The following is a 26445-nucleotide window of genomic DNA, read 5'->3' on the forward strand; positions in this document are numbered from 1 at the left end:
ATGCAACGTCGGGTCGTGGTCACAGGGGCGAGTTCCGGAATCGGAGCGGCGACGGTGCGCAGGTTCGCGGAGCTCGGCTGGGAGACCGTCGCCGTTGCGCGGCGGCTCGATCGTCTCGAGGCGCTCGCCGCCGAAACCGGTGCGCGAGCGATCGCGTGCGACGTGACGGATGAAGCCCAGGTCGCCGGCCTCGCAGCCGAGGTGGCGGACAGCGGAGGGGCGACCGGACTTGTGAACAACGCCGGGGGCGCCTGGGGCACCGAATCCGTCGAACACGCCTCGAATGCCGACTGGCGCCGTATGTTCGAGGTGAACGTGATCGGATTGCGCTCGGTGACGGCGGCACTCCTGCCGGTGCTGCGCGCGGGCGCGCGGCAGTCGGGATGGGCGTCGATCCTCAACCTGACGTCGACGGCCGGGCATGACGCGTACCCCGGCGGGGGCGGGTACAACGCCGCCAAATACGCGGCCCACGCCGTGACGCAGGTGCTGCGCCTGGAGCTCGGAGGCGAGCCGATCCGGGTCATGGAGCTGGCACCGGGACTCGTGCACACCGAGGAGTTCACGCTGAACCGGCTCCGAGGGGACGCGGAGGCGGCGCAGAAACCGTACGCGGACGTGATCCCGTTGCAAGCGGAGGACGTGGCGCGGGTGCTGGTCGGCGCCTTCGAGCAGCCTCCGCACGTGAATCAAGACCTCATCGTGCTCAGGCCGGTCGCGCAGACGAGCGTGTTCCACACGCACCGGGGCGAGCTCGCAGCGCGGGACGACTGACCGGTGCGCCCGCTTTCGACCGCCGGCATGGCGGCCGACTGGGCGACGGCCCTCGGCCCCGTCGCGGAGCAGTTGGCCGCCGTCGAGCGCTTCGTGCAGTCGGAGCGCGCCGCCGGCGTCGAGGTGCTCCCGAGCCCCGATCGCGTGCTCGCGGCGTTCGAGCGGCCGATGGCGGACGTTCGGGTGCTCATCGTCGGGCAGGATCCGTACCCCACCCCGGGCCATCCGATCGGACTGTCGTTCGCGACGTCCGCCGATGTGCGCCCCATCCCGCGGAGCCTCAGGAACATCTACCGGGAGCTCGCAGACGACCTCGGCGTTCCGCCGGCCGAGCACGGGGATCTCACCGCGTGGGCCGATCGCGGCGTGCTGCTGCTCAACCGCGTGCTCACGGTGCGCGCCGGTGACGCCGGTTCCCACCAGCGGAAGGGCTGGGAACCGATCACCGCTCACGCGATCACGGCGCTCGCCGAGCGGGCCGGGCCGCTCGTCGCGATCCTGTGGGGGAAGCCAGCCCAGACGCTCGGGGCCCTGCTCGACGGAGTGCCCTGCATCGAGAGCGCGCATCCGTCCCCCCTCTCGGCGTCGCGCGGGTTCTTCGGCTCCCGCCCCTTCAGCCGTGCGAACGCTGCGCTCCGGATGCAGGGCGCCGAACCAGTCGACTGGTCCGTGCCCCCGGTCGAGCCAGCGCTCTTCTAGCGCTCGGCGGCGGGGACCACTCCGATGGGCTCGGTCTGATCGACGAGGTGGTACGGCTGACGCCCGTCGCCGCGCACCCAGGCGAAGTAGCACGCGGTCACACCGGCGACCCAGACGAGTCCCACCCACAGCGCCGGGCGCGAGTCGGGAACGATTCCGACGAGCACGATGACGCCCACGATGAACGCGACCGTGAGCCACGATGCGACCGGCCACAGGGGCACCGGGAACTCGCTGGGGAGCCGGTGCTCGCGCGCGATCTCCGCCTTCATGCGGATGTGGGCGACGAGAATCACGAGCCAAACCAGCACCGTCGCGAACGTGGCGAGCGCTCCGAGCAGGAAGAGCACTTGGTCGGGGTAGAAGAAGTTGAGCACGACACCGACGAGCAGGCCGATGATCATCGTGAGCACCGTCATGATGGGTACGCCGTTGCGCGTGGTGCGCGTGAATGATCGGGGAGCCTGGCCCTGTTCGGCGAGACCGTGCAGCATGCGACCCGCACCGAAGATGTCGGCGTTCATGGCTGAGAGCGCCGCGGTGATGAGGATCACGTTGAACACGGCTGCCGCGGCCTGGAACCCGATCGACTCGAAGATCGAGACGAACGGGCTCGTCTCGCCGGTGATGTCGACCCAGGGCTGGATGCACATGATCACCCCGAGGGTCAGCACGTAGAAGAGCAGGATCCGGATCGGCACCGAGTTGATCGCCTTCGGGAGCACCTGCTTCGGGTTCTGTGCTTCGCCGGCGGTGACGCCGATGATCTCGATGCCGCCGAAGGCGAACATCACGATCGTGAACGAAGCGATCACTCCCCAGATGCCGTGCGGCATGAACCCGCCGTGCTCGACCAGGTTCTGCGGTCCCATCTGATCGTGTCCGGCGACGCCGAAGCCGAACAGGATGACGGCGACACCCGCGACGATCAGCGCGACGATCGCGACGATCTTCACGAGCGCGAACCAGAATTCGAGTTCGCCGAAGACGCGGACGCCGAGCAGGTTGATGGCCGCGATGAAGCAGACGACGGCCAGCACCCACACCCACTGCGACACGTCGGGGAACCAGAACCGCATGTAGACGCCGATCGCGGTCGCGTCGAAGACCGCGACGAGGAACATCTCGAATGCGAAGGTCCAACCGACGAGGAAGCCGGCGAACGGGTGGATGTAGCGCGACGCGTACTGGCCGAACGATCCCGACACCGGGTGCCGCACGACCATCTCGCCGAGCGCCCGCATCACCATGAACACGGCGGCGCCGCCGATGATGTAGGCGATGAGCACCGCCGGGCCCGCGGTCTGGATCGCGCCGGAGGAGCCCATGAAGAGCCCAGTGCCGATCGCTGAGCCGAGGGCCATGAACCTGATGTGCCGAGCGGTGAGGCCGCGCCGGAGGCCGGAATCGGTCGTGGTCATGAAGAACATCCTTTCGTCGTCGAACGGATTCTGTGGAATCGGGCGCACTCGACGGACCCGTGTCGCGGGGAGTGCTGCCGTGCGGGAGGGCGGGGGGCTACCGACCGAGCCGTAGTGCGAGCCCGGCCGCGGCTTCGAGCACGAGCAGGGCGGCGAGTCGCACGGTGCGACCGTCGGGTGCGTCTGCGGCGGCGTCGACCTCCGCGATGTCGATGCCGCGCACGCGCGGATCGGCTGCGAGCAGTCGGGCTGCACGACGGATCTCGTGCGCCTGCAGGCCGCCGGGGATGGAGGCCGGGCAGCCGGGAGCGACGGAGCGATCGCACACGTCGACGTCGAGATCGACGTGCACCGGCCCGCCTCCTGCGCCTGCGATGTCGAGCGCCTCTGCGATGACGTCGGGCATGGGTCGGTCGTGGAGCTCATCGCGATGGATCACCGTCACGCCGAGCTCCTTCGCGCGTCGTCGATACGCACGGGAGTTCGCGAAGTCGGCGATCCCCACCTGGACGATGCGCCGCGGGTCGAGACCCGCCTCGATGAGGCGACGCACCGGCGACCCGTTGCTGCGACCGTCTCTGAGGTCGTGATGCGCGTCGAAGGTGATGAGGCCGGCCTGGCGGAGGTCGGATCCCGCGATGCCGAGTGCGGCGGGCACGGTCAGCGCGTTGTCGCCGCCGATCGCGACGACGAGTTCGGCGCGAGCGGCGAGAGCCGCGATCGCGGACGCCGCCGCGAGCTCTCCGTCCTCGGTGTCGGGATCGACGCAGTCACCCGCGTCGACGATGCGCAGGGCCTCGTCGAGCACGATCTCGGACTCGTCGCCGCGATCGTCGGGCAGTGCGGATCCGACGATGTGGCTCGAGTACCGCTGCAGCGCTTCGCGCACCGCTGCGGGGGTCTCGTGCGCGTTCGACGGCGAGAGCGAGGTGCGCGAGGTCGGTACGCCGATGAGTGCGAGATCCGCCGGTCCATCGGGGTCGGGAGACGGCCATCCTCCCGTGCGCGGCCAGGACGGATCGTGCGGCAGACCGGGGGCCATGGGCGTCTCCTCGTGATCGTAGGGGTGCTGCGACGCACCGCGCGAGCAGCGGTGCTGCTTCCCAGTGTGGAGCGTCTCCCGGCTCTCGCGCAGCACGAGGAGCGAGCTGCGCGTCCGGGATCCCGGATCGAGACGACGTCCGGGATCCCGGACACCGATGGACTGCCCGAGCTGGCCGCGGTGCCGCTCGTGCGGTGGGATCGATGCATGACAGCTTCCCACCCAGCGACCGTCGTGCTCGGCGACGCTCCGCTCACCGTCGCCGACGTCGTATCGGTTGCCCGCCACGATGCACGGATCACCATCTCCGACTCCAGCCGCCAGCGCGTCGCGGCGAGCCGCAGGGTCATCGAGGATCTCGCGAACGACACTCGACCGCACTACGGGATCTCGACTGGGTTCGGTGCTCTCGCGAACGTCCAGATTCCCGTGGAGAAGCGTCAGCAACTGCAGCGGAGCCTGATCCGATCGCATGCCGCCGGAACCGGCTCGGAGGTCGAGCGCGAAGTCGTCCGAGCATTGATGCTCCTGCGTCTGAACACGCTCGCGAGCGGTCGGACCGGCGTGCGCCTCGAAGTCGTCGAGACGTACGCCGCGATCCTCAACGCCCACATCACCCCGGTGGTGCACGAGTACGGCTCGCTCGGGTGCTCAGGAGATCTGAGCCCGCTCGCGCACTGCGCGCTCACGCTGATGGGGGAGGGCCACGTGCGCACGGCGGCAGAGCCCGACGGGCCCACCGTGCCGGCCGCGACCGCGCTCGCAGCGGCGGGCATCGAGCCGATGGTGCTCGCCGAGAAGGAGGGGCTCGCGCTGATCAACGGCACCGACGGCATGCTCAGCATGCTCTGCCTCGCCCTCACCGACCTCGCCAGCCTGCTGACGATCGCGGATGTCTCGGCCGCAGCCTCCATCGAGGGACTCACGGGGACCGACGCCGTCTTCGCGGCGGATCTCCACGCGCTCCGTCCGCACCCCGGTCAGGCGACCTCGGCCGCGAACATGCTGCGCGTGCTCGAGAACTCCCAGCTGGTGCAGCGGCCGCGCGAGGGCGAGTTCACGCGCGTGCAAGACGCGTACTCGCTCCGATGCGCCCCGCAGGTGCACGGCGCCGCCCGAGACACCGCAGCGCACGCCGCCAGGGTCGCGAGCGTCGAACTCGTCTCGGCGATCGACAACCCGGTCGTCCTGCCCGACGGCCGCGTCGAATCGAACGGCAACTTCCACGGCGCACCCGTCGGCTACGTGCTCGACTTCCTCGCGATCGCCGTCGCCGACGTCGCGAGCATCTCGGAGCGCCGCACCGACCGTTTCCTCGACGTGGCGCGCAATCACGGCCTCCCGCCGTTCCTCGCGGCGGACGCTGGCCTCGACTCCGGCCTCATGATCGCGCAGTACACCGCGGCGGGGATCGTCTCCGAGCTCAAGCGGCTCGCCGCGCCGGCCTCGGTCGACTCGATCCCGTCATCGGCGATGCAGGAGGACCACGTCTCCATGGGCTGGGCGGCGGGCCGCAAGCTCCGGCGCTCCATCGACGGGCTCGCGCGGGTGCTCGGCATCGAGCTGCTCGCATCGACGCGCGCGCTCGACTTCCGTGCCGCCTCCGGTCTCGGTGAACCGGCGCCCGCGACGGCGGCGATCCACGCGCTCTTCCGCACCCGGATTCCCGCGCCGGAGACCGACACCTTCCTGTCTCCGACGATCACGGCCGCTCACGAGCTGATCGTGAGCGGAGCGGTGCACTCGGCGCTCACCGGGGCGCTCGGCGCGCCGCTCGACTGAGTCGCAGCGGAGCCGACCGGATAGGCTGCGGAGCGTGGGCACCCCGAAGGTTCCGGCCGCGGATCAGACGCTGCGGATCCTCAGCCTGCTCGCGGGCTCCCGCGGGCCGCTCGCGGCGAGCATGATCGCGAGCAAGCTCGATCTGCCTCGTTCCACGGTCTACCATCTGCTGGACGCGTTGCAGGAGCACGGGTTCGTGATGCACCTGCCGGAGGAGCGCCGTTTCGGTCTCGGTATCGCCGCAGTCGACCTGAGCTCGGCCTACGCGCGCCAGGAGCCGCTCGCGAGGATCGGGCGGCCCCTGCTCGCCGCGCTCGTCGATCGAGTGCGCCTGAGCGGCCACCTCGCGGTGCCCCATGGACGCGACGTGCTCTACGTGGTGGAGGAGCGCGCACCCGGCTCCCCGCCGCTCGTGACCGACGTCGATGTGCGGCTCCCCATGCAGCTCACGGCGAGCGGTCGGGCGATCCTCGCCGCGCTTCCGAAGGCGCAGGTGCGGGCGCTCTTCCCCGACCGCGAGTCCTTCGTCCACCGTCACGTCGACCCGGGCGGGATCGACCGGTACTCGAGGCTGCGGAGCGTGCTGGATGCGACGCGGACGCGCGGCTACGCGCTGGAGGAGGGCTCGGTGACCGCGGGGCTCTCCTCGATTGGGGTGCCGGTGCTGGATCACCGCGGGTGGCCCGTCGCGGCGATCGCGGTGACCTACCCGGAGGGCGCGGTCGAGCCGGAGGTCGCCGCGGCGCTCGCCTCAGAGGTGCACGCGGCGGCGGAGACGCTGTCGGCGAGGATCCACGGGCGCCGGGCTTCCTCGTGAATGGTGTAAACTCGGAGGCTGTACTTCGGCGAGGGGCCTGCGAGCCCGTGATCGACGCGGGACGGACTGCCTCAGCGGGCCATCTTGCTGCGTGATTTACGCAAGTGCGAGACACCAATCCGGCGGCCAGACCGCCCTCATTGGGCGAGAGCCCGCAAGGAGAAACCACTATGAGCGAGACCAGCCAGCTCGTCGGCCACGCACGCGAGAACTTCGGCAAGGGAGCGGCGCGCAAGCTTCGCGCCGCCGGTCAGACCCCGGCCGTCGTGTACGGTCACGGCACCGACCCGATCCACGTCGCGGTCGACACGCACCCGCTCAGCCTGATCATCCGTCAGGCGAACGCCCTGATCGAGCTCGACGTCGCCGGTGAGAAGCAGCTCGTGCTCGTCAAGGACGTGCAGAAGGATCCGGTGCGCCAGATCATCGAGCACGTCGACCTCATCGTGATCAAGCAGGGCGAGACCGTCGAGGTCGAGGTGCGCGTGCACGTCACCGGCGAGTCGTTCTCGGGTACGAACGCCCTGCAGGAGCTCAACAGCCTGCACCTGAGCGCTCCCGCGGCATCGATCCCCGACAGCGTCGAGGTCAGCGTCGAGGGTCTCGAGGAAGGCGCGCAGATCCACGCGGGCGACATCGAGCTCCCCGAGGGCGCGACGCTCCTCGGCGATCCCGAGCAGCTCGTCGTCAACATCGTCGTGCCGCGCGGTACCGCCGAGGACGAGGACGAGGCAGCAGAAGCAGCCGAGTAAGCTCCACACGATTACGGGCCCGTCGGCTCGGCGATGCGTCGCCGGCCGACGGGCCGTTCGTCTGTCAGGGCGAGTGTCGGCGGCGGCTGCGATGATGGACGCCGAAGGGGGAACGGATGTTGTGGAAGCGAAAGAAAGCGGAGGATCCCGTGTCGGATGACACTTGGCTCATCGTCGGTCTGGGCAACCCAGGGGCGAAATACGAGGCGACGCGGCACAACGTGGGGCAGATGGCGCTCGATGTGCTCGCCGCTCGCATCGGAGGCCGCTTCTCGTCGCATCGGGCCGGCGCACGCGTCGCCGAGGGGCGACTCCGCGCCGGGGGGCCGAAGCTCATCCTGGCCAAGTCCAACGGTTTCATGAACACTTCGGGCGGGCCGACCTCTGCACTCGCGAAGTACTTCGCGATCCCGGCCGAGCGCGTCATCGTGCTCCACGACGAGCTCGACGTGCCGTTCGACACCGTCAAGCTCAAGCAGGGAGGCGGGCACGGCGGTCATAACGGCCTGCGCGACATCGCGAAGGCGCTCGACACCCCTGGCTTCCTGCGCGTGCGCATCGGCATCGGTCGCCCGCCGGGTCAGCAGGACCCCGCCGATTTCGTGCTGAAGCCGTTCGCGACGTCAGAGCGCAGCGCGCTCCCCGTCCTGCTCGAGGACGCCGCCGACGCGGCCGAGTCCCTCGTCGACGAGGGGCTGCTCGCCGCTCAGCAGCGCTTCCACGGTCGGAGCGCCCAGTGACGCTGCGGGGGCTCGACCGTCTGCTCGAGTCGTCAGAATCGTTCGCGGCCGCACTGGAAGCCAGCTCGACCGACGCGGAGTTCTCGATCGCCGAGGGATTGCGCGCACCGCTCATCGCCGGGTTGCTCCGCAGACGCCGCGCCGCCGGCGACCGCGGCGCGCTGCTCGTGATCGCAGCGACCAGCCGCGAGGCCGACGCGATCCGCTCGGCCCTGGCATCGCTCCTCCCCGAAGCGATCACGACCGAGTTCCCCGCGTGGGAGACGCTCCCGCATGAGCGACTCAGCCCGAGCGCGGAGACGGTCGGCCGCCGAGCTGAGTCTCTGCGGCTGCTCCGCGAGTACGACGGCGAGGTGCCGCTCGTGATCGTCGCATCGGTCCGCGCCGCGCTGCAGCCGGTGTCGCCGCACGCCGCCACCGCCGAGCCCATCGAGCTGACCTCGGGGCGCACCACGAAGGGTCTCGATCCCATCGCGCGGCGCCTCGTCGAGTACGCCTACACGCGTGTCGACATGGTGACGCGACGCGGCGAATTCGCGGTCCGCGGCGGGATTCTCGACGTCTTCCCGCCGACCGCGGATCAGGCGGTGCGCGTCGATTTCTTCGGCGACGAGATCGATCAGATCAAGCGCTTCGCGGTCTCCGATCAGCGCAGCGCAGGCGATCCGCTCGATGCGATCGAGCTCTGGCCGGCGCGCGAGCTGCTGCTCACCGACGACGTGCGCGAGCGCGCTGCGGCGCTGCTGCCACGCTTCCCGGCACTCGGATCGCTGCTCGAGAAGATGAGCGAGGGCATCGCCGTCGAGGGCATGGAGAGCCTTCTGCCGCAACTCGTTCCAGGCCTTGCGCCCATCACCTCCCTGCTTCCGGAGGGCGGTGCGGTCCTCGTCGTCTCACCGGAGCGCGTTGCCAGCCGCTCCGTCAGCCTCGCCGATACGAATCGAGAGTTCCTCGAAGCCGCATGGCAGGCGGCGACCGCTGGAGCCGATGCGCCGGTGCCCGTCGAAGACAGCGGCATGCTGGCCCTCGGAGAGCTGCGCGCAGCCTCGCAGGGGAGGCCGTGGTGGTCGGTCTCCAACTTCGTGCGTGACGAAGCGGGCGCTGGCGGCGTCGATGTGGCCGTGCCCGGCGACCCAGCGGTGATCGCCGTGCAGGGCGGTGCTTTCCCCAAGCCATCGCAGGCGGGCGACGCGACGGGCGCGGCGATACGACTGATCGGCGAGCGGCTGCGAGACGGATGGCACGCGGTCGTCTCCGCTCAGGGCGTCGGCCTCGTGGAGCGCGCGCGCGACGTCCTCGCCGACGCCGGAGCTGCCGCGCGCATCGTCGACGAACTGCCGGAGGCCTGGGAGGACGGCATCGTCTACCTCGTCACAGGCACCGCCTGGTCGGGCTTCGAAAGCGCCGAAGCCCGCCTGCTGCTGGCGACCGAGGCCGAGTTCTTCGGGCGATCGGCAGGATCGCAGGCCGGTTCCTCGCAGAAGCTCGCGAAGCGCCGCGGCAAGAACGTCGTGGATCCTCTGAAGCTCGTCGCCGGCGACTACGTCGTGCACGAGACGCACGGCATCGGGCAGTTCGTCGAGCTGACGCAGCGCATGGTTCCCACTGGCATCGGGCGCGATGCGACGAAGGCGCTGCGCGAGTATCTCGTGCTCGAGTACTCCTCGACGAAGCGGGGAATGCCCCGCGACAAGCTCTACGTGCCCACCGACCAGTTGGACCAGCTCTCTCGATACGTCGGGGGCGAGGCGCCGACCCTCTCGAAGATGGGCGGCAGCGACTGGGCGACCGCCAAGAAGAAGGCGCGCAAGGCGGTGCGCGACATCGCGGTGGAGCTGGTGAAGCTCTATTCGGCGCGCGTCGCATCGAAGGGCTTCGCGTTCTCCTCCGATACGCCGTGGCAGCACGAGCTCGAAGAAGCCTTCCCCTACGCCGAGACCCTCGATCAGCTGACCACGATCGACGAGGTCAAACGGGACATGGAGCGCACGATCCCGATGGATCGCCTCATCGCGGGCGATGTCGGCTTCGGCAAGACCGAGGTGGCCGTGCGGGCAGCCTTCAAGGCTGTGCAGGACGGCAAGCAGGTCGCGATCCTCGTGCCGACCACGTTGCTCGTGACGCAGCACCTGGAGACCTTTCAGAATCGCTTCGCCGGCTTCCCCGTGCGCCTGCGTCCGCTCAGCCGATTCCAGTCCGACAAGGAATCGCGAGACACGATCGAGGGTCTCGCGGCCGGAACGGTGGACGTGGTCATCGGCACGCACCGGCTCCTCTCTGAGAACGTGCACTACAAAGACCTCGGGCTCGTCGTGATCGACGAGGAGCAGCGGTTCGGCGTCGAGCACAAGGACTCCCTGAAGAAGCTCAAGACGAACGTCGACATTCTCGCGATGAGCGCCACCCCGATCCCGCGCACGCTCGAGATGGCGGTGACCGGCATCCGCGAGATGTCGACGCTGGCGACCGCCCCTGAAGACCGCCATCCGATTCTCACGTTCGTCGGACCGCGGAGCGATAAGCAGATCACCGCCGCGATCCGGCGCGAACTGCTGCGCGAGGGGCAGGTCTTCTTCGTGCACAACCGCGTGCAATCGATCACGAGGGTCGCGAATCAGATCGCGGAGCTCGTGCCGGAGGCGCGCGTCGCGGTGGCGCACGGCAAGCTGGGCGAGCATCAGCTCGAGCAAGTGGTGCAAGACTTCTGGGAGCGCAAGTTCGACGTGCTCGTGTCGACGACGATCATCGAGACCGGCCTCGACATCGCGAACGCGAACACGATCATCATCGACAACGCCGACAAGTACGGCTTGAGCCAGTTGCACCAGCTGCGCGGGCGCGTCGGGCGCAGTCGTGAGCGCGCATACGCGTACTTCCTCTACGACCCGGACAAGCCGCTCACCGAGCACGCGCACGAGCGCCTCGACACCCTGGCGACGAACAACGAGCTCGGCTCGGGCATGCAAGTGGCTCTGAAAGACCTCGAGCTGCGCGGAGCCGGAAACCTGCTCGGCGGAGAGCAATCGGGTCACATCGCGGGCGTCGGGTTCGACCTGTACCTGCGCATGATCGGCGAGGCCGTGAGCTCGTTCAAGGGCGAGGAGATCTCGGGGACCACCGAACTGGTGCTCGAATTGCCCGTCGACGCGCACATCCCCGAGGAGTACGTGGAGAGCGAGCGGCTCCGACTCGAGGCGTATCAGAAGTTCTCCGCCGCTGCCCACCCGCAGGCGCCGGCCGAGCACGTATCACTCGTGCTCGAGGAGCTCACCGACCGCTACGGAGCGCCGCCGGTCGAGGTCGAACGCCTCGCCGCAGTATCGGCGCTGCGCCGCCGGGCGTCGCGCCTCGGTCTCGCGAAGGTCGTCGCCGCGGGCCCAGCGCTGCGCATCGAACCGGTCGAGCTGCTCGATTCCCGGCGCATGCGCATGAACCGGATGTACCCGGGCTCTCGCTACGTCGAGGCGTCGAAGAGCCTGCAGATCCCGCTTCCGGGCGGCACCGCGTCATCGCGCAGTCCGCTCTCCGGAGTGGGGCAGAAGCACGTGGGCGACGAAGACGACATCGTGGCCTGGACGGGGCGCGTGCTGGCGACCCTCCTCGAGGAGGAATCGCCCGCGGCTGGCTGAGAAGAACTCGCTGCGCGTGGTGCTGGCCGGGTGCCGGCCGCACACGCGCAGCGAGTGGACAAGACCGTGGTCTTGCGTTGATCGCGCGGTGGGTCAGCCCGCGGAGCAGACGTCGTTGAGCTCGGAGCTCGCGTCCATGAGCGTCGACTGGCTGTCCTGCAGCTTCGTCTGCAGCTCCTGCGACTGCTGCTGCAGCTCTTCGGACTTCGTCTGCAGCTCTTCGAGCTTCGCCTGGTTGGCGGGGTCGGTCATGTCGAGCTGCGACATCTCCTGAATCTCCTGCATCGCGGAGAGGTCGATGCCATCGAACGTCTCGACGAACGACTTGTACTCCGTCACGAAGTTGTCGAGCGGCCCCTTGACGTCCTCGTTGGTGACCTTGCCCTGAGTGTCCTCAAGCGCATCGACCACCGGGGTGAAGATCGCGGCGAAATCTGTCTCTTCACCCGACATCGCACTCTGCAGCGCCGACTGCGCGTCGGTCTGGGACTGCGCGACGACATCCGTCATCGAATCCTGAGCGATCTTGCAGGCGTCTGCAACGCTCTGTCCGCCCGAGCAGGAAGCAAGGCTGAGTGTCAGCGCGGCCGCGCCGAAAATGCCGGCGATCTTGAACAGCGACTTCGTATCCGTCATGGAGATTCCCCCTCGTAAGCGTGGTTGCCCCGCCGATGTCCCCGGGGCCGCACCAGGCTATCAGGCGCTTTTCAGGGTCGCGGTGCCCGATAGGGTGGGTGAGTATGAGTACCGACGCAGCCGGTGACCCACGTCCGTTCGAAGCTCTGATCGCCACGGTGCGCCGCCTCGTCGCTCCGGGCGGCTGCGCGTGGCACGAGGTGCAGACGCACGAGTCGCTCACCCAGTTCCTCGTCGAGGAGACGGCGGAGTTCATCGACGCGGTCGAGCGCGAGCTGCCGCCTGCAGAAGTGCAGTCGGAGCTCGGCGACGTGCTGTACCAGGTCCTGTTTCACGCCGCGATCGCGGAGCGCGATTCTGAGGGATACGACTTCGACAGCATCGCTGCGGCGCTGAACGAGAAACTCGTGCGCCGGCATCCCCATGTCTTCGGAGATCGCGGCTACATGACGGTGGAAGAACTGCACGCCGAGTGGGAGCGACTCAAAGAGGATGCTGCTGGCGAGGAGCGGGGGTCGCGCGGCCCGCTCGAGGGCATCCCCGCTGGCATGCCGACTCTTGCCCGCGCCGCCAAGGTCATCGAGCGCCTGAAGCGGGCCGGTTTGATCGATCCGGGTGCGGGGGACGCGTACCCCGAGGATCCGCTCGCCGCGCTGATCGGTCCAGATGAGCAGCGACTGGCCGAATTCGGCATCGGTGATGCGATGCTCGCGATGCTGATGCGGGCGAATCGCGCTGGAGTGGATCCCGACCGCGCGCTCAGACTCGCGATCGATCGTCTCACGGCGCGCGTGCTGCACGACGACCGGTGACGCGCCGCCTTCAGACGAGGAAGCCCAGCGACCGTGCACGCGACACGGCAGCGTGCCGGGTCGACGCATCGAGCTTCGTCATGGCCGCATTGAGATAGCTCTTGATGGTGTTCTCGGTGAGACCCAGCATCTCGCCGATCTCCGCGTTCGTCGCGCCGAGCGCGACCTGCGTGAGCGTATCGATCTCCCGCGGAGAGAGCTGGACCGGCACCCGGACCCGGGCGTGATGCCCTGGAGCCAGGGGAGCCGCCGAAAGCCCCGTGAGCTGCCGCTCGACGTCGAGGAGTCGTTCGCGCAGCCTCGGGGTGGGAGCCTCAGCGATCGCTCCGCGAAGTCCGGCGTGGACGGTGCGCAGCGTCTCGACCGTCGCGGGCGGGAGGTGCGGGAGGTGCGGAGGTGCGGGAGGTGCGGGGGGAGCGGGAGGAGCTGAGATCGGTCGGAGGTCCAGTCACTCGCACGGGCGCCGCCTCGCGCCTTGACGCGCCGAGCGACCTCATCCTCGATGCTCAACTCGCGCGAGAGATCCCGCGCAACACCGGCGGCGATGCGCGCGAAGTTCGTTCCCGGCATCATCGACCCGCGCGTTCCCCCGTACAGCACGGCACGCGCCTCGCCGTCGACCAGCACGGGCATCGCGAACAGTCCGACGATGCGCTCGCCGCGGATGTGCGCGTCGTACTCGTGCGTGATCTGCCGGCTCGCCACGTAGTCCGCGGCGATCCGCGGTCGACGCTCGCGCAGCGCCCGCCCGCCGAGGCCCTGGTCCGTGCGCACGAGCACGCCCTCATTCGCGTCGTTCGCGGCACCGGAGATCGCGGAGAGCATCGTCACTCCGGCTCGCTCCAACCCGCCGAAGGCGACGTCGAACCGGGTCTCTCGAGCGAACACGTCCACTGCTTCGCGCAAGATGCGCTGCACGTGATCCTCATCCATTCGTTGCACGAGTTCTACCCACTTTCGGAGGTAGCTCACGCTAACACTCGTTTTCTAGGATCAGCATGAGTCGTCGCAGCGCTGCGACGAGGAAACTTGAGTTCAAGGGAGAAACGAGTGACCGAATCAGCATCTAGGCATGAAAATCAGTGGGAGCCCGTCGATTACGTCGCATTTCAGGCCAGACCCGACTTCCGGGAGCTGAAGCATCGGTTCCGCAGCTTCGTCTTCCCGCTCGCGGTCGCCTTCATGCTCTGGTTCCTGCTCTACGTGGTGCTCGCCGCATTCGCGCACGATTTCATGGCGGCACCCCTGCTCGGGATGAACGTGGGGCTCTGGTTCGGGCTCGCGCAATTCGTCACGACGTTCGCGATCACGATGGCGTACGTGCGGTTCGCGAACCGCAGGCTCGACCCGCGCACCACGGCGCTCCGGTCCGAACTCGAGGCGCTCGAGAGGCTCGAGGGGGACGCCCGATGATCGCGACGATCCTCCCCGCTCAGGCGACCGGCGCCGAGCAGAACCCGGTGCTCAACATCGCCATCTTCCTCGCCTTCGTCGCGGTGACGATGGTGATCGTCATCCGCGCGAGCCGCGACAACAAGAGCGCCGCCGACTTCTACGCGGGAGGGCGCTCGTTCTCGGGTCGCCAGAACGGTGTGGCCATCGCCGGCGACTACCTCTCCGCGGCGTCGTTCCTCGGCATCGTCGGAGCGATCGCGATCAACGGGTACGACGGATTTCTCTACTCGATCGGGTTCCTGGTCGCCTGGTTGGTCGCTTTGCTGCTCGTCGCGGAGCTCATGCGCAACACCGCGAAGTTCACGATGGCCGACGTGCTCTCGTTCAGGCTGCAGCAACGCCCCGTGCGCATGGCGGCGGCGCTGACCACGCTGGCCGTGTCGTTCTTCTACCTCCTCGCCCAGATGGCGGGAGCCGGCGGCCTCGTCTCGCTGCTCCTCGGAGTCAGCGACGCGCTGGGCCAATCACTGGTGATCGCCGTCGTCGGCGTCGTCATGATCTGCTACGTGCTTATCGGGGGGATGAAGGGGACGACCTGGGTGCAGATCATCAAAGCAGTGCTGCTCATCGCCGGAGCGGCCGCTATGACGATCTGGGTCCTCGCGCTCAAGGGCTTCAACTTCGCCGCCGTGCTCGATGCGGCCGTGCAGCACCCCGAGAACGCGAACGGTGCCGCGATTCTCGCGCCAGGGCTGCAGTACGGCGCCAACCCGATCGACTTCGTCTCGCTCGCGCTCGCCCTGGTGCTCGGCACTGCTGGCCTCCCGCACGTCCTCATGCGCTTCTACACGGTGCCGACGGCCAAGGATGCGCGGAAATCAGTCGTCTGGGCGATCTGGCTGATCGGCATCTTCTACCTGTTCACGCTGGTGCTCGGCTACGGTGCGGCCGCGCTGGTCGGCCCCGAGACCATCGCCAATGCGCCCGGAGGCCAGAACTCCGCCGCACCGCTGCTCGCAGCAGAACTCGGCGGGCCCCTGCTGCTCGGGTTCATCTCGGCGGTGGCCTTCGCGACGATCCTCGCCGTGGTCGCCGGCCTCACGATCACCGCATCGGCTTCATTTGCGCACGACATCTACAACAGCGTGCTGAAGAAGGGTCGCGCGTCGGCGAAGCAGGAGGTGAAGGTCGCCCGCATCACGACGCTCGTGATCGGCGCTGCGGCGATCCTCGGCGGGATCGGGGTGCAGGGGCAGAACGTCGCCTTCCTCGTCGCGCTCGCGTTCGCGGTCGCAGCTTCCGCGAACCTGCCGACCATTCTGTACTCGCTCTTCTGGTCGAAGTTCACCACCCGCGGCGCCGTCTGGTCGATGGTCGGCGGCCTGCTCTCGGCGGTCGTGCTCATCGCGTTCTCACCGGTCGTCTCGGGGTCGGAGACCGCCATGCTCGGGGCCGACGTGGACTTCGCGATCTTCCCGCTGCAGAACCCCGGCATCGTGTCGATTCCTCTCGGCTTCCTGCTCGGCTGGCTCGGCTCTGTGACGAGTTCGCGGAAGGAGTCGAAGAAGCTGGCTGCCGAGATGGAGGTGCGCGCGCTGACCGGATACGGCGCCGAGCCGCCCGTGCAGCACTGAGCGCCTCGCCAGGCGGCGGGCGAGCGGGTGCGAGCCGTGGAAGAATGGTGAACCATGGCCCAACCCGTGAACCCGCCGCGCGGCATGCGCGATTTCCTTCCCGCCGACAAGGCGCGTCGCGAGCACGCGCTCGGGATCATCAGGGGCGTCTACCGCTCCCACGGCTTCGATGAGATCGAGACGCCCGTGGTCGAGGACTACGTACGGCTGCACGCCGGGCTCGGAGGCGACAACGAGAAGTTGAGCTTCTCGATCCTGAAGCGCGGCATCCGCCCTGAGGCGCTCGCCGCAGCCGCTGAGGCCGGCGACGCGGAGCAGCTCGCCGATCTCGGCCTGCGATTCGACCTCACGGTGCCGCTCACCCGGTTCTTCGCAACGCACCGCGCCGAGCTGCCGCCCGTGTTCCGCTCCATCCAGATCGCCCCGGTCTGGCGGGCCGAACGCCCGCAGAGAGGGCGCTACCGTCAGTTCGTGCAGGCCGATATCGACATCATCGGCGAATCCGGGCTGCTCGCGGAGGTCGAGCTCATCACGGCGACCTCGCAGGCGCTTGCAGCACTCGGCCTCGCCGACTGCGTCATCCGCGTGAACGACCGGCGGATCCTCTTCGGTCTGCTCGCGCACTGCGGCTTCGCTGCCGAGACGCACGACCGGGCGCTGATCACCATCGACAAGCTCGACAAGATCGGTGCGAGTGGCGTCGTCGAGGAACTGCGCGAGATCGATCCGGTTGCGGCCGACCGCATCGGTGCGGTGCTCGCGGGCGTCGAGCCGGCACTGAACGCGGATGGAGCGGGCTTCGGCATCCCGCTCACGCGTGAAGCCATCGCAGGCGTGCTGCCCGATGGGGCTGCTGAGGACGGTGTCGCGAGCCTCGCCACGCTGGGGGAGGCGCTCGAGGGCGGGCTGCCGGAGGGCGTCGCCGTGCGCTTCGACCCGACGCTCGTGCGAGGCATGGGGTACTACACGGGGACCATCTTCGAAGTGGCGCATCCCGGGTCGGGCAGCTCGGTCGGCGGCGGGGGACGGTACGACGGCATGGTCGGCCGTTTCCTGGGGCAGGATGTGCCGGCCGTCGGGTTCTCCATCGGGTTCGAACGCGTCGTCGACCTGCTCGCACTGCCGGAGCCGACCGGACCCGACGCGGTGGCGCTCATCGCCGATGTCGACGTGGTCCCGGCGGATCTCCTGGCGTTGAAGCGCGCGCTCGTCGAGCGCGGGCACCGGGTGCGCCTCGAGAAGCGCCAGAAGAACATGAAGACGCTGCTCGCGCGGATCGCTGAAGACGGCTTCAGCCGCGTCGCCAACGTGCGGCCAGGGATGTCGGATCTCGGCGAACTGGAGTTCAGGCAGCTCGCCGACTGAGTCCGGACGGCGCCGGACTACGGTGCTCGGTGAGAGATTCGGCGTCGGTGAGATCGGATCGGGCCTGAACGTCTCACGGACGCCGCCTCTCGCACGTTCCCGGAGCCTGCATCCGGCTGACGCCTCGGCGGTGCTTCGCCTGCCGCCCCGCCGCGCCATGCAGCGCCCTGGCTCAGGCCCGCCTGCACGCTGACGGCCGTTTCGCGCCCCGGATCGCCAAGCAGCCGTGCCCTAGACTGGGGTGCGGCGGGCACGGTCCGCCGCACCCTTTGCTTGACCCGGCATCCGACCCCTTCAAGGAGCGCATAGTGGCATTTATCGACGCAGTGATCGCCCGAGAGATTCTCGATTCGCGTGGCAACCCGACCGTCGAGGTCGAGGTCGGCCTGACCGACGATTCTGTGGGCCGCGCCGCCGTTCCCTCGGGCGCTTCGACCGGAGCATTCGAAGCGTACGAGCTCCGCGACGGCGAAGATCGCTACCTCGGCAAGGGCGTCACCCGCGCCGTCGACGCCGTCTTCGACGAGCTCGCGCCCGCGATCGAGGGCCTCGCCGCCGACGATCAGCGCATCATCGACGCGACGCTGAAGGAGATCGACGGCACACCCAACAAGGAGCGCGTCGGGGCGAATGCCATCCTCGGCGTGAGTCTCGCCGTGGCGCACGCCGCCGCCTCCGCGGCTGAGCTGCCGCTCTACCGCTACCTGGGCGGCCCGAACGCGAGCACTCTCCCCGTGCCGCTCATGAACATCATCAACGGCGGCGCTCACGCCGACACGGGCGTCGATATCCAGGAATTCATGGCGGTGCCCCTCGGCGCCGAGACGTTCTCGGAGGGCCTCCGCTGGGGCGTCGAGGTCTACCACGCGCTGAAGGCACTGCTCAAGGAGCAGGGCCTCGCAACCGCGCTCGGCGATGAAGGCGGATTCGCGCCCGACCTGCCGCACAACGCCGCCGCGCTCGACCTCATCGTCGAAGCCATCAAGCGCGCCGGGCTCGAACCGGGCCGTGACGTGGCGGTAGCGCTCGACGTGGCATCGACCGAGTTCTTCGAGAACGGCGTCTACACCTTCGAGGGGCAGCAGCGCAGCGCCGCTGAGATGTCGGCCTACTACGCCGACCTGCTCGAGCGGTACCCGCTCGTGTCGATCGAGGATCCGCTGGCCGAAGACGACTGGGAGGGGTGGAAGCACCTCACCGACGAACTCGGCGATCGCGTGCAGCTCGTGGGCGACGATCTCTTCGTCACGAACCCCGAGCGCCTCGCCGACGGGATCGCCCAGGGCGCGGCCAACTCGCTGCTCGTCAAGGTGAACCAGATCGGTACGCTCACCGAAACGCTCGACGCCGTGCAGCTCGCGCAGCGCTCCGGGTACACGGCGATCCTGTCGCACCGCTCGGGTGAGACCGAGGACGTGACGATCGCAGACCTCGCCGTCGCGACCGACTGCGGTCAGATCAAGACCGGTGCGCCGGCCCGCTCCGAGCGCGTGGCGAAGTACAACCAGCTGTTGCGCATCGAGGAAGAGCTCGGCGGTGCGGCGAAGTACGCGGGTCGCGGTGCCTTCCCGCGCTTCACCGCGTAACCCGACCACCACTGAAAGACGACGACACGGTGAAGCGCTGGATCGATGATGTCGGAACGTGGGCCTCGAGCCTGCGGTTCAGCGGCTTCACCGTGGTCGTCGTCGTGCTCGTGCTCGCCGGAATCGTCATCGTGAGCCCGAGCCTCTCCACGTTCGTGCAGCAGCGGCGCGAGATCGCCGAACTCCGCGAGAGCGTGCGGCAGAGCCAGGAGGCGGTCAACGAGATCGACGCCGAGCGCGCGAAGTGGAAAGACCCGGTCTACGTCCGATCTCAAGCGCGAGACCGCTTGTTCTACGTCATGCCGGGGGAGACCCAGCTGAACGTCATCGATGACATCGTCATGCCCATCGAGTCGGACGAAGAGCCGGATCCCGAGCTGTCCCGCATGCCGAGCAACTGGGCCCGGAGCCTGTCAGCATCGTTCCTGAGCGCTGGCACGACGGATGCTCCTCCGGTGGAAGCGACCGCTGACGCCCAGAACGAACCCGAACCCGACGGCGCCGACTCGACGACTAAATCCGTCGATCCCGCATCGCCCGAAGCCCCTGCCGAGGAGACACCGCAATGACCCGCCCGCCCTACCCTGAACCGACCGCAGCAGACATCGCCGCAGTGACCGAGCAACTCGGGCGCGAAGCGCGCGGAGTCGTGGGCATTGCGGCGCGCGCGTCAGACGGCAGCCCGGCGGTCGTCGCCACCGCGCCCCGGCTTCCCGACGGGTCTCCGTTCCCGACCTTCTACTACCTGTGCCACCCGGAAGCGGTCGCGGCCGCATCCCGCCTGGAAGCGGCGGGGGTGATGAACGAGTTCAACGAGCTGCTGGCCAGCGACGAGGCGGTGCGCGAGCAGTATCAGCGCGCGCACGAAGAGTTCATCGCGGATCGCGACAGCGTCGGAGAGGTACCGGAAGTCGCGGGCGTGAGCTCCGGCGGCATGCCGACACGGGTGAAGTGCCTGCACGCGCTCATGGGCCACGCCCTCGCTGCCGGGCCGGGGGTCAATCCCATCGGTGACCTCGCGCTCGAGCGCAGCGGATGGACTGGGTGACGAGCACATCGGCGTTCTCGGGAGCTGAGAAAACGCGGTAAGCTTTCGATGCGGGTGTTTTGCCCGCTATTTTCTGTGCCCGCGGTGCGGGTCCGACCCTGATTGCTGCAAGGAGATCGCTTCGTGGCGAAGAAGATTCTGATCGTTGGTGGCGGCTATGCCGGCTTCTACACCGCATGGAAGCTCGAGAAGCTGCTTCGTGCGGGCGAGGCCGAGGTCACGATCGTCGATCCGCTGCCGTACATGGCGTACCTGCCGTTCCTTCCCGAGGTCGCCTCGGGATCGATCGAGCCGCGTCACGCGGTCGTGGCGCGCCGTCGCCACCTGGAGAGCACCGCGAACATCGCCGGTAAGGTGACCGCGATCTCGCACGCGACGAAGAGCGTGACCATCACGCCGAACGTGGGTGTGCCGTTCGAGTTCGCCTACGACCACATCGTCGTGACGACCGGTTCGGTCTCGCGCACCTTCCCGATCGCCGGCATCGCCGACAACGCGATCGGCATGAAGACCATCGAAGAAGCGGTCGCCGTGCGCGATCGTCTCGTGGGCAACTTCGAGCGCGCCGCGACCCTGCCGAAGGGTTCCCCCGAGCGTGCTCGTCTGCTGACGGTCACGGTCGTCGGCGGCGGATTCGCGGGCATCGAGACGATCTCGGAGCTCCGTTCGTTCGCGACCGCATTGCTGCGCCGCTACCCCGAGATCTCGTTCGACGAGACGGTGTTCCACCTGGTCGAGGCCATGGGGCGGATCATGCCCGAGGTGTCGCAGGAGACCGCCGACTGGGTCGTCAAGGATCAGACGCGTCGCGGGGTGCAGATCCACCTCGATACGCAGCTCGCCTCGGCTCTGGACGGCAAGATCGAGCTGTCGACCGGTGAGAACTACGAGTCCGACCTCATCGTCTGGACCGCCGGCGTCATGCCTCGCCCGTTCCTGCGCGGAACGGATCTGCCGATCGGCCCCCGCGGGCACGTCATCGGCAGCCCCTCGCTGCGCATCACCACGGAAGACGGCGTCGCGCTCGAAGGCGCCTGGACCGCTGGCGACACGTCGCAGACCCCCGACATCTCAGCGACTCCCGGCCCCGGCGGCTTCTGCGTGCCCAACGCGCAGCACGCGGTTCGCCAGGGCAAGCTGCTCGCGAAGAACATCGTCGCCGACCTCCGCGGCGAGGGCATCGCAGAGTACAACCACAAGAACATGGGAGCCGTCGCCGGCCTCGGCGTCAACACCGGCGTGTTCCAATCGGGCAAGTTCGCGATGAAGGGCTACTTCGCGTGGCTCGCTCACCGCTTCTACCACGGCCTCGCGATCCCCTCGTGGGAGCGCAAGTGGCGCGTGTTCGGCGGATGGGTCGGCCATTTCTTCCTCGGACGCGACACGGTCAACATCGAGGCCGTGCAGCAGCCGCGGGCGGTCTTCGAAGAGTTCGCCTCGCGACCCAAGGCCTGATCGAGCGCTCCACAACGAGAACCCCTGCAGCACGCGCTGCGGGGGTTCTCGCGTTCCGAGGGCCAGGCGCTGTGCGCCCACACGGGACGGGAGTACCGGAGAACCGGAGAACCGGACGAACCGCCAAAAGAGTGCGCCTACGAGGCGATAACTGCACTGAATGGGAGGTTCATCAAGCCCCCGGGCCCTCCGGGCCCTGTAGGGCCCGCGCCGGAGGCAGCGAAAGCGTCGCTTTCGCCTCAAGCCTCCGGGCCCTGTAGGGCCCGCGCCGGAGGCAGCGAAAGCGTCGCTTTCGCCTCAAGCCTCCGGCGCATGCTTCGCCAGGAACTGGTACATCTCCGTGTCGTCGACGCCCGGGAACGTTCCCGTCGGCAACGGAGACAGCACGTGAGCGTGCATGCGGGCGCTCGGCCACGCCTTGCCCTCCCAGCGCGCCAACAGCTCGGGTTTCGGCGTGCGGCAGCACGCCGGATCTGGACACGTCGACACCTGGCGCTCCGTCGTATCCCGCCCACGGAACCACTTCGCATCATCGAAGGCGACTCCACACGCGATCGCGAACGGGCCCTGCTCGGCATCCCCGGTCTGCACGCTCGACCAGAACGTGCCGGCAGGCGTGTCGGTGTACTGGTAGAACTCGCTCGTACGGTTCGTACGATTGAACGACGTGCGGCCACCCCACTTGTGGCAGAGCACTTCGCCCTCGATCGACCCGGTGTCGTCCGCGGGGTACGGCAGGCCATCGTTCTGGTAGCCGCGCACGATCGCCCCGGCTCCATCCGCACGATAGTGGTGCGCTCGCAGGCCGAGATGCTGCGTGGCAAGGTTGGTGAATCGGTGCGAAGCGGCTTCGTGCGTGACGCCGAATGCGTCTCTGAAATCTTCGATCGCAAGGTTGCGATTGCGCTTGGCCTGCTGCAGAAACTCCACTGCCCCGGCCTCGGGGATCAGGCAGGCCGCTGCGAAGTAGTTGATCTGCAGCCGTTGCTCGAGAAACTCCGCGTAGCTCGCCGGTTCGGAGTGGCCGAGCACGCGGTGAGCCATCGCCTGCAGCGCCAGCGACCTCAGGCCGTGACCGCCCGGAATCGAGGCCGGCGGCAGATAGATGCGCCCGTTCTCGAGGTCGGTGATGCTGCGAGTGTTCGAGGGCAGGTCATCGACGAAGATGAGGTCGAAGCCCAGCAGCTCGGCGAGCATGGCGACCTCGCGGTGCGTGACGGCGCCGAGCGAATGACCGATGCGTCGCATGAGGTCGGACGCCACGAGCTCGATGTCCTGAATGTAATTGTCGCGCGCCTGCATCTGCATGCGGATCGCAGTGTTCGCGCGCCGGGCCTCCTCTGACGTGGTCGCAGCCGCTCGGGATCGCCGAGCGAGTTCGCGGTGCAGTCCGACGAGGGCCTCCAACGTGTCGTCCGGCAAGGCGCGAGGCGTGCGCACGTGGGGGAGCCCGAGGCGGGTATACGTGGGAGCGGCCTGCGCGCGTTCGAGCTCGACCTCCCACGTGCTGCGGCGATCCGGAGCCTCGCGTTTGAGGAGCTCTGCGACTTCGATGCCCAGTTCGCGGGAGACGCTCTGCAAGAGCCCGAGCCGGGGTTCCCGCCGGCCGTTCTCGATGAGGGAGAGCTGGCTCGCGACGACGCCCACGCGCTCACCGAGCTGCTCGAGGGTGAGGCCCGCCTGGGTTCGGAAGTGTCTGATCCGCTTTCCAAGAATCAGGCGATCGAGTTCGGCCTCGTCGAATCCGGCGGTCACTGGAACTGGCTCAGCGTTCATCTCTTGACTATATGTCAAAAATGGCCAAATTTTCCAGCCGAAAGAGTGAATGCGACGTGAACACCCCATTCACAATGGAGATGTCGCCGCTTCTTCACCCGGCGGCGGGAACTCCGAGGAGAACGACATGGCACTCACGCAGACCATTGAGACCGAGCTGACCTTCGCTGAGATCGTTCGCGACGGCGCGACCACGAGCAATGAAGAAGTGCTCGCATGGGTGACCGAGGTCGCTGAGCTCACGGAACCCGACGAGGTTGTCTGGTGCGATGGTTCGCAGGCCGAGTGGAACCGCATCACCACTGAAATGGTGGAAGCCGGAACGCTGATCCCGCTCAACAAGAATCTGCGGCCCGGGAGCTTCCTCGCCCGTTCGCACCCCGACGACGTCGCCCGTGTGGAAGACCGCACCTTCATCTGCTCCGTCGACGAAGCGGACGCCGGACCGACGAACAACTGGATGGCTCCGGATGAGATGAAGGCCGAGCTCATGCCCCGCTTCAAGGGATCCATGCGGGGCCGCACCATGTACGTCGTTCCGTTCTCGATGGGTCCGGTGGGCGGCGCCATCACGCAGCTCGGCATCGAGATCACCGACTCGCCGTACGCGGTGCTGAACATGCGGATCATGACCCGCATGGGGCAGTCGGCTCTCGACGGCATTCTGCCCGGGAGCGAATGGGTGCGCACGGTGCACTCCGTTGGCGCTCCGCTCGAGCCCGGCCAGAGCGATGATGCCTGGCCCTGCAACGAGACCAAGTACATCACCCACTTCCCCGAGACCCTCGAGGTCTGGTCGTACGGGTCGGGATACGGCGGAAACGCCCTGCTCTCCAAGAAGTGCTTCGCCCTGCGCATCGCCAGCGTGATGGGTCGCAACGAGGGCTGGCTGGCCGAGCACATGCTCCTGCTGAAGCTCACGAACACCGAGAGCGGCAAGTCGTACCACCTCTCCGCAGCGTTCCCCTCGGCCTGCGGCAAGACGAACCTCGCGATGCTCCAGCCGACCATTCCGGGGTGGAAGGTCGAGACCATCGGCGACGACATCGCCTGGCTGCGCCCCGGCACCGACGGGCGCCTCTACGCCATCAACCCGGAAGCCGGCTTCTTCGGTGTCGCCCCGGGCACGGGGGAATCGACGAACCCGGTCGCGGTCGAGACCCTGTGGGGAAACACGATCTTCACGAACGTCGCGCTCACCGACGACGGCGACGTCTGGTGGGAGGGCAAGACGGACGAGGTTCCCGCTCACCTGATCGACTGGCAGGGCAACGAGTGGACCCCCGAGAGCGGCCGCGTTGCAGCGCACCCGAACTCGCGCTTCACCGTGCCGATCCAGCAGACCCCGACGCTGGCTCAGGAATGGTACGAGCAGAACGGCGTTCCTCTCGACGCGATCCTCTTCGGCGGGCGTCGCGCGACGAACGTGCCCCTCGTGGCTCGGTCGCTCTCCTGGGAGCACGGCGTCTTCGTCGGGGCCACGATCTCCTCCGAGAAGACCGCAGCCCAGGAGGGAACGGTCGGCGAACTGCGACGCGATCCCTTCGCGATGCTGCCGTTCTGCGGATACAACATGGCTGACTACTGGGGACACTGGCTCGACATGGGCCGCACCCTCGGTGACCAGGCGCCCAAGATCTTCCAGGTCAACTGGTTCCGCAAGGGCGCCGACGGTAGGTTCCTGTGGCCCGGCTTCGGAGAGAACTCGCGTGTGATCGACTGGATCATCCGCAGTGTCGAAGGCTCCGTCGCAGGGCGCGAGACCGCGGTGGGCACCATTCCCGCCGACGGTGAGCTCAACCTCGACGGCATCGACGTGCCCGAGAGCGATCTCGCCGAACTGTTCTCGATCGATCCGGCATCGTGGCTCGCGGAAGCCGATCTGACGGAGGAGTTCTTCGCTCAGTTCGGCGATCGTCTGCCGGCTGCGCTGAGCGGACAGCTCGAAGGTTTGCGCCAGCGCCTCGGCGCCGCGTGATCGCGCCGCGTCGGTGACCGCCGACGCCCCATAGACCGTAGGCCCCGCCGTTCTGCCCAATGGCGGGGCTTACTCTTTTCTGTTCTGTTCTGTTCTGTTCTGTTCTGTTCTGTTCTGTTCTGTTCTCGTTCTCTTCGTGTTCGCGTGCTCGTCGCCCTGCGCGGCCATCGGTGCGCATCAGGCGCTCAGTGACAGCCTGGCTCCCCACACGGCCGCGATCTGCGAGAATCGAACGGCCCCCCATAGCCCAACTGGCAGAGGCAGCCGACTTAAAATCGGCACAGTCAGGGTTCGAATCCCTGTGGGGGGACGAAAAAAGGCCCCTACTTCCGCAGAATTACGCGGAAGTAGGGGCCTTTTTCGATGCGGGAGAATGCGCTCTAATGAGGGCTCGGACAGCATCGGGACAGCATGGCGTTCGCGGCTTCGAAGGATTGTCGGCGGCCGAGCATACGATTCTGCGCATGACCAGACCTGCACCGATCCGGCTCGATGCCGACACGTGGGCGATCATGCGCAACGCGACCGATCACCCGACCGCAATCGTCACCCGCATCACCGACACGAGAGGCGAGGCGCGGTTCCTCGTGCTGAAATGGAATCAGTGGTTCTGCGAGCCGGGGTTCGTGGTGGCGAGCAGCCGGGCACCGGGCACGCGCAGTCGGGTGACGAGCATGTTCCAGAACGCTTCGGGCAGCAGCGTCGCCTCATCGACGTAAGCGAACGCGACGGTCATGCCGCGAATCTTCGTTTCCGCTTTCGCGTCGCCGGCCCCGTACAGGTAGACCGTCCGGCCGAGGATCGTCGCGGTCTTCGCGCCCGGCGTGTATCTCACCTGCTGCGCGATGCGTCCGAAGAGCTGCTCGGACATGAGCAGCTGCATCACGTTCGTGTTGAGCGTGCCGAGCGTGCGCCCGATGAGGATGATCTGCCCGGAGGTCGGGATGTACTTGATGTACATGAGCAGCGCCCACAGGCTGATGAACGTCTTACCGGCGGAGACCGCGCCGGAGAGGATCGTGTGCTTCGGGCCCTTCGCCCAGGTGCCGAGGAATCGGAGCTGGTTCGGGCAGAAAATGCCGTTCATTGGTAGGGCGTTCATAC

The 26445-nt window shown here is 68.0% G+C and carries 23 protein-coding genes and 1 tRNA gene; 18 read left to right on the forward strand and 6 right to left on the reverse strand.

From position 1 onward, the window contains the following. On the forward strand, window positions 1–774 hold the full coding sequence (locus tag JSQ98_RS00315; RefSeq protein WP_211647833.1) for an SDR family oxidoreductase: 774 nt from the start codon (window positions 1–3) through the stop codon (window positions 772–774). A gap of 27 nt (window positions 775–801) precedes the next feature. Beyond that, the gene (locus JSQ98_RS00320; protein ID WP_211647834.1) at window positions 802–1473 is read left to right on the forward strand and encodes a uracil-DNA glycosylase; all 672 of its coding nucleotides are present in this window, start codon (window positions 802–804) and stop codon (window positions 1471–1473) included. Here JSQ98_RS00320 and JSQ98_RS00325 read toward each other — a convergent pair. After that, window positions 1470–2894, reverse strand: a complete 1425-nt coding sequence (locus tag JSQ98_RS00325; RefSeq protein WP_211647835.1) for an amino acid permease — start codon at window positions 2892–2894, stop codon at window positions 1470–1472. The genes JSQ98_RS00320 and JSQ98_RS00325 overlap by 4 nt on opposite strands. Before the next feature lie 97 nt (window positions 2895–2991). Beyond that, window positions 2992–3936, reverse strand: a complete 945-nt coding sequence (locus tag JSQ98_RS00330; RefSeq protein ID WP_211647836.1) for an arginase family protein — start codon at window positions 3934–3936, stop codon at window positions 2992–2994. 207 nt (window positions 3937–4143) lie between these two features. Between JSQ98_RS00330 and hutH the strand changes: the two genes are divergently transcribed. The 5 genes from hutH (at window position 4144) to mfd (ending at window position 11656) form a co-directional block, all read left to right on the forward strand. Further along, window positions 4144–5718 (forward strand): histidine ammonia-lyase, encoded by a 1575-nt coding sequence (gene hutH / locus JSQ98_RS00335; RefSeq protein ID WP_211650332.1) that lies wholly within the window; start codon window positions 4144–4146, stop codon window positions 5716–5718. Between the two features lie 34 nt (window positions 5719–5752). Continuing rightward, window positions 5753–6535, forward strand: coding sequence for an IclR family transcriptional regulator domain-containing protein (locus JSQ98_RS00340; protein ID WP_200329654.1), 783 nt, complete (start codon window positions 5753–5755; stop codon window positions 6533–6535). A gap of 170 nt (window positions 6536–6705) precedes the next feature. Then, window positions 6706–7287 carry a 50S ribosomal protein L25/general stress protein Ctc gene (locus JSQ98_RS00345; protein ID WP_090147625.1) on the forward strand — a complete coding sequence of 194 codons (582 nt, stop codon included), beginning with the start codon at window positions 6706–6708 and terminating at the stop codon, window positions 7285–7287. A gap of 116 nt (window positions 7288–7403) precedes the next feature. Then, window positions 7404–8027 (forward strand): aminoacyl-tRNA hydrolase, encoded by a 624-nt coding sequence (gene pth / locus JSQ98_RS00350; RefSeq protein WP_211647837.1) that lies wholly within the window; start codon window positions 7404–7406, stop codon window positions 8025–8027. After that, window positions 8024–11656: a transcription-repair coupling factor gene (mfd, locus tag JSQ98_RS00355; protein ID WP_211647838.1), complete on the forward strand. Its 3633-nt coding sequence runs from the start codon at window positions 8024–8026 to the stop codon at window positions 11654–11656. The genes pth and mfd overlap by 4 nt, the downstream gene beginning before the upstream one ends. Window positions 11657–11749: 93 nt before the next feature. On the opposite strand, the gene JSQ98_RS00360 is transcribed toward mfd, so the two are convergent. Further along, on the reverse strand, window positions 11750–12292 hold the full coding sequence (locus JSQ98_RS00360; protein WP_200329648.1) for a hypothetical protein: 543 nt from the start codon (window positions 12290–12292) through the stop codon (window positions 11750–11752). A gap of 104 nt (window positions 12293–12396) precedes the next feature. Here JSQ98_RS00360 and JSQ98_RS00365 point away from each other — a divergent pair, with 104 nt between their 5' ends. After that, the gene (locus tag JSQ98_RS00365) at window positions 12397–13104 is read left to right on the forward strand and encodes a MazG nucleotide pyrophosphohydrolase domain-containing protein (RefSeq protein WP_234037092.1); all 708 of its coding nucleotides are present in this window, start codon (window positions 12397–12399) and stop codon (window positions 13102–13104) included. Window positions 13105–13114: 10 nt separating this feature from the next. On the opposite strand, the gene JSQ98_RS14880 is transcribed toward JSQ98_RS00365, so the two are convergent. After that, window positions 13115–13315, reverse strand: coding sequence for a response regulator transcription factor (locus tag JSQ98_RS14880; RefSeq protein WP_346728691.1), 201 nt, complete (start codon window positions 13313–13315; stop codon window positions 13115–13117). A gap of 185 nt (window positions 13316–13500) precedes the next feature. Here JSQ98_RS14880 and JSQ98_RS15470 point away from each other — a divergent pair, with 185 nt between their 5' ends. The 8 genes from JSQ98_RS15470 to JSQ98_RS00405 all read left to right on the forward strand — a co-directional run bounded on the left by JSQ98_RS15470 (window position 13501) and on the right by JSQ98_RS00405 (window position 21587). Continuing rightward, window positions 13501–14106 carry a hypothetical protein gene (locus JSQ98_RS15470; protein WP_249290654.1) on the forward strand — a complete coding sequence of 202 codons (606 nt, stop codon included), beginning with the start codon at window positions 13501–13503 and terminating at the stop codon, window positions 14104–14106. Window positions 14107–14154: 48 nt separating this feature from the next. Continuing rightward, window positions 14155–14517 (forward strand): DUF485 domain-containing protein, encoded by a 363-nt coding sequence (locus JSQ98_RS00375; RefSeq protein WP_211647840.1) that lies wholly within the window; start codon window positions 14155–14157, stop codon window positions 14515–14517. Next, window positions 14514–16133 carry a solute symporter family protein gene (locus JSQ98_RS00380; protein WP_090147643.1) on the forward strand — a complete coding sequence of 540 codons (1620 nt, stop codon included), beginning with the start codon at window positions 14514–14516 and terminating at the stop codon, window positions 16131–16133. The genes JSQ98_RS00375 and JSQ98_RS00380 overlap by 4 nt, the downstream gene beginning before the upstream one ends. Window positions 16134–16187: 54 nt before the next feature. Beyond that, a complete protein-coding gene (gene hisS / locus JSQ98_RS00385; protein ID WP_211647842.1) occupies window positions 16188–17498 on the forward strand; it encodes a histidine--tRNA ligase in 1311 nt (436 codons plus the stop codon). A gap of 308 nt (window positions 17499–17806) precedes the next feature. After that, window positions 17807–19084: a phosphopyruvate hydratase gene (gene eno / locus JSQ98_RS00390; protein ID WP_090147645.1), complete on the forward strand. Its 1278-nt coding sequence runs from the start codon at window positions 17807–17809 to the stop codon at window positions 19082–19084. 29 nt (window positions 19085–19113) lie between these two features. Continuing rightward, complete coding sequence (locus tag JSQ98_RS00395) at window positions 19114–19653, forward strand: FtsB family cell division protein (RefSeq protein WP_211647843.1); 540 nt, start codon at window positions 19114–19116, stop codon at window positions 19651–19653. Further along, window positions 19650–20132 (forward strand): DUF501 domain-containing protein, encoded by a 483-nt coding sequence (locus JSQ98_RS00400; RefSeq protein ID WP_211647844.1) that lies wholly within the window; start codon window positions 19650–19652, stop codon window positions 20130–20132. The genes JSQ98_RS00395 and JSQ98_RS00400 overlap by 4 nt, the downstream gene beginning before the upstream one ends. A 123-nt stretch (window positions 20133–20255) precedes the next feature. Beyond that, window positions 20256–21587: an FAD-dependent oxidoreductase gene (locus tag JSQ98_RS00405; protein ID WP_200329638.1), complete on the forward strand. Its 1332-nt coding sequence runs from the start codon at window positions 20256–20258 to the stop codon at window positions 21585–21587. A 297-nt stretch (window positions 21588–21884) separates the two neighbouring features. Here the strand turns inward: JSQ98_RS00405 and JSQ98_RS00410 are convergent, their stop codons facing one another. Beyond that, window positions 21885–23363 (reverse strand): helix-turn-helix domain-containing protein, encoded by a 1479-nt coding sequence (locus tag JSQ98_RS00410; protein ID WP_090147649.1) that lies wholly within the window; start codon window positions 23361–23363, stop codon window positions 21885–21887. A 127-nt stretch (window positions 23364–23490) separates the two neighbouring features. Between JSQ98_RS00410 and JSQ98_RS00415 the strand changes: the two genes are divergently transcribed. Both JSQ98_RS00415 and JSQ98_RS00420 read left to right on the forward strand, forming a co-directional pair. After that, window positions 23491–25341, forward strand: coding sequence for a phosphoenolpyruvate carboxykinase (GTP) (locus JSQ98_RS00415; RefSeq protein ID WP_211647845.1), 1851 nt, complete (start codon window positions 23491–23493; stop codon window positions 25339–25341). Between the two features lie 236 nt (window positions 25342–25577). After that, window positions 25578–25651: transfer RNA gene (locus JSQ98_RS00420), tRNA-Leu, on the forward strand. A gap of 291 nt (window positions 25652–25942) precedes the next feature. Here JSQ98_RS00420 and JSQ98_RS00425 read toward each other — a convergent pair. Continuing rightward, window positions 25943–26443: a terminase large subunit domain-containing protein gene (locus tag JSQ98_RS00425; protein WP_211647846.1), complete on the reverse strand. Its 501-nt coding sequence runs from the start codon at window positions 26441–26443 to the stop codon at window positions 25943–25945. Window positions 26444–26445 lie beyond the last annotated feature (2 nt).

The organism is Leucobacter manosquensis (assembly GCF_018304845.1).
Lineage (GTDB): Bacteria > Actinomycetota > Actinomycetes > Actinomycetales > Microbacteriaceae > Leucobacter > Leucobacter alluvii.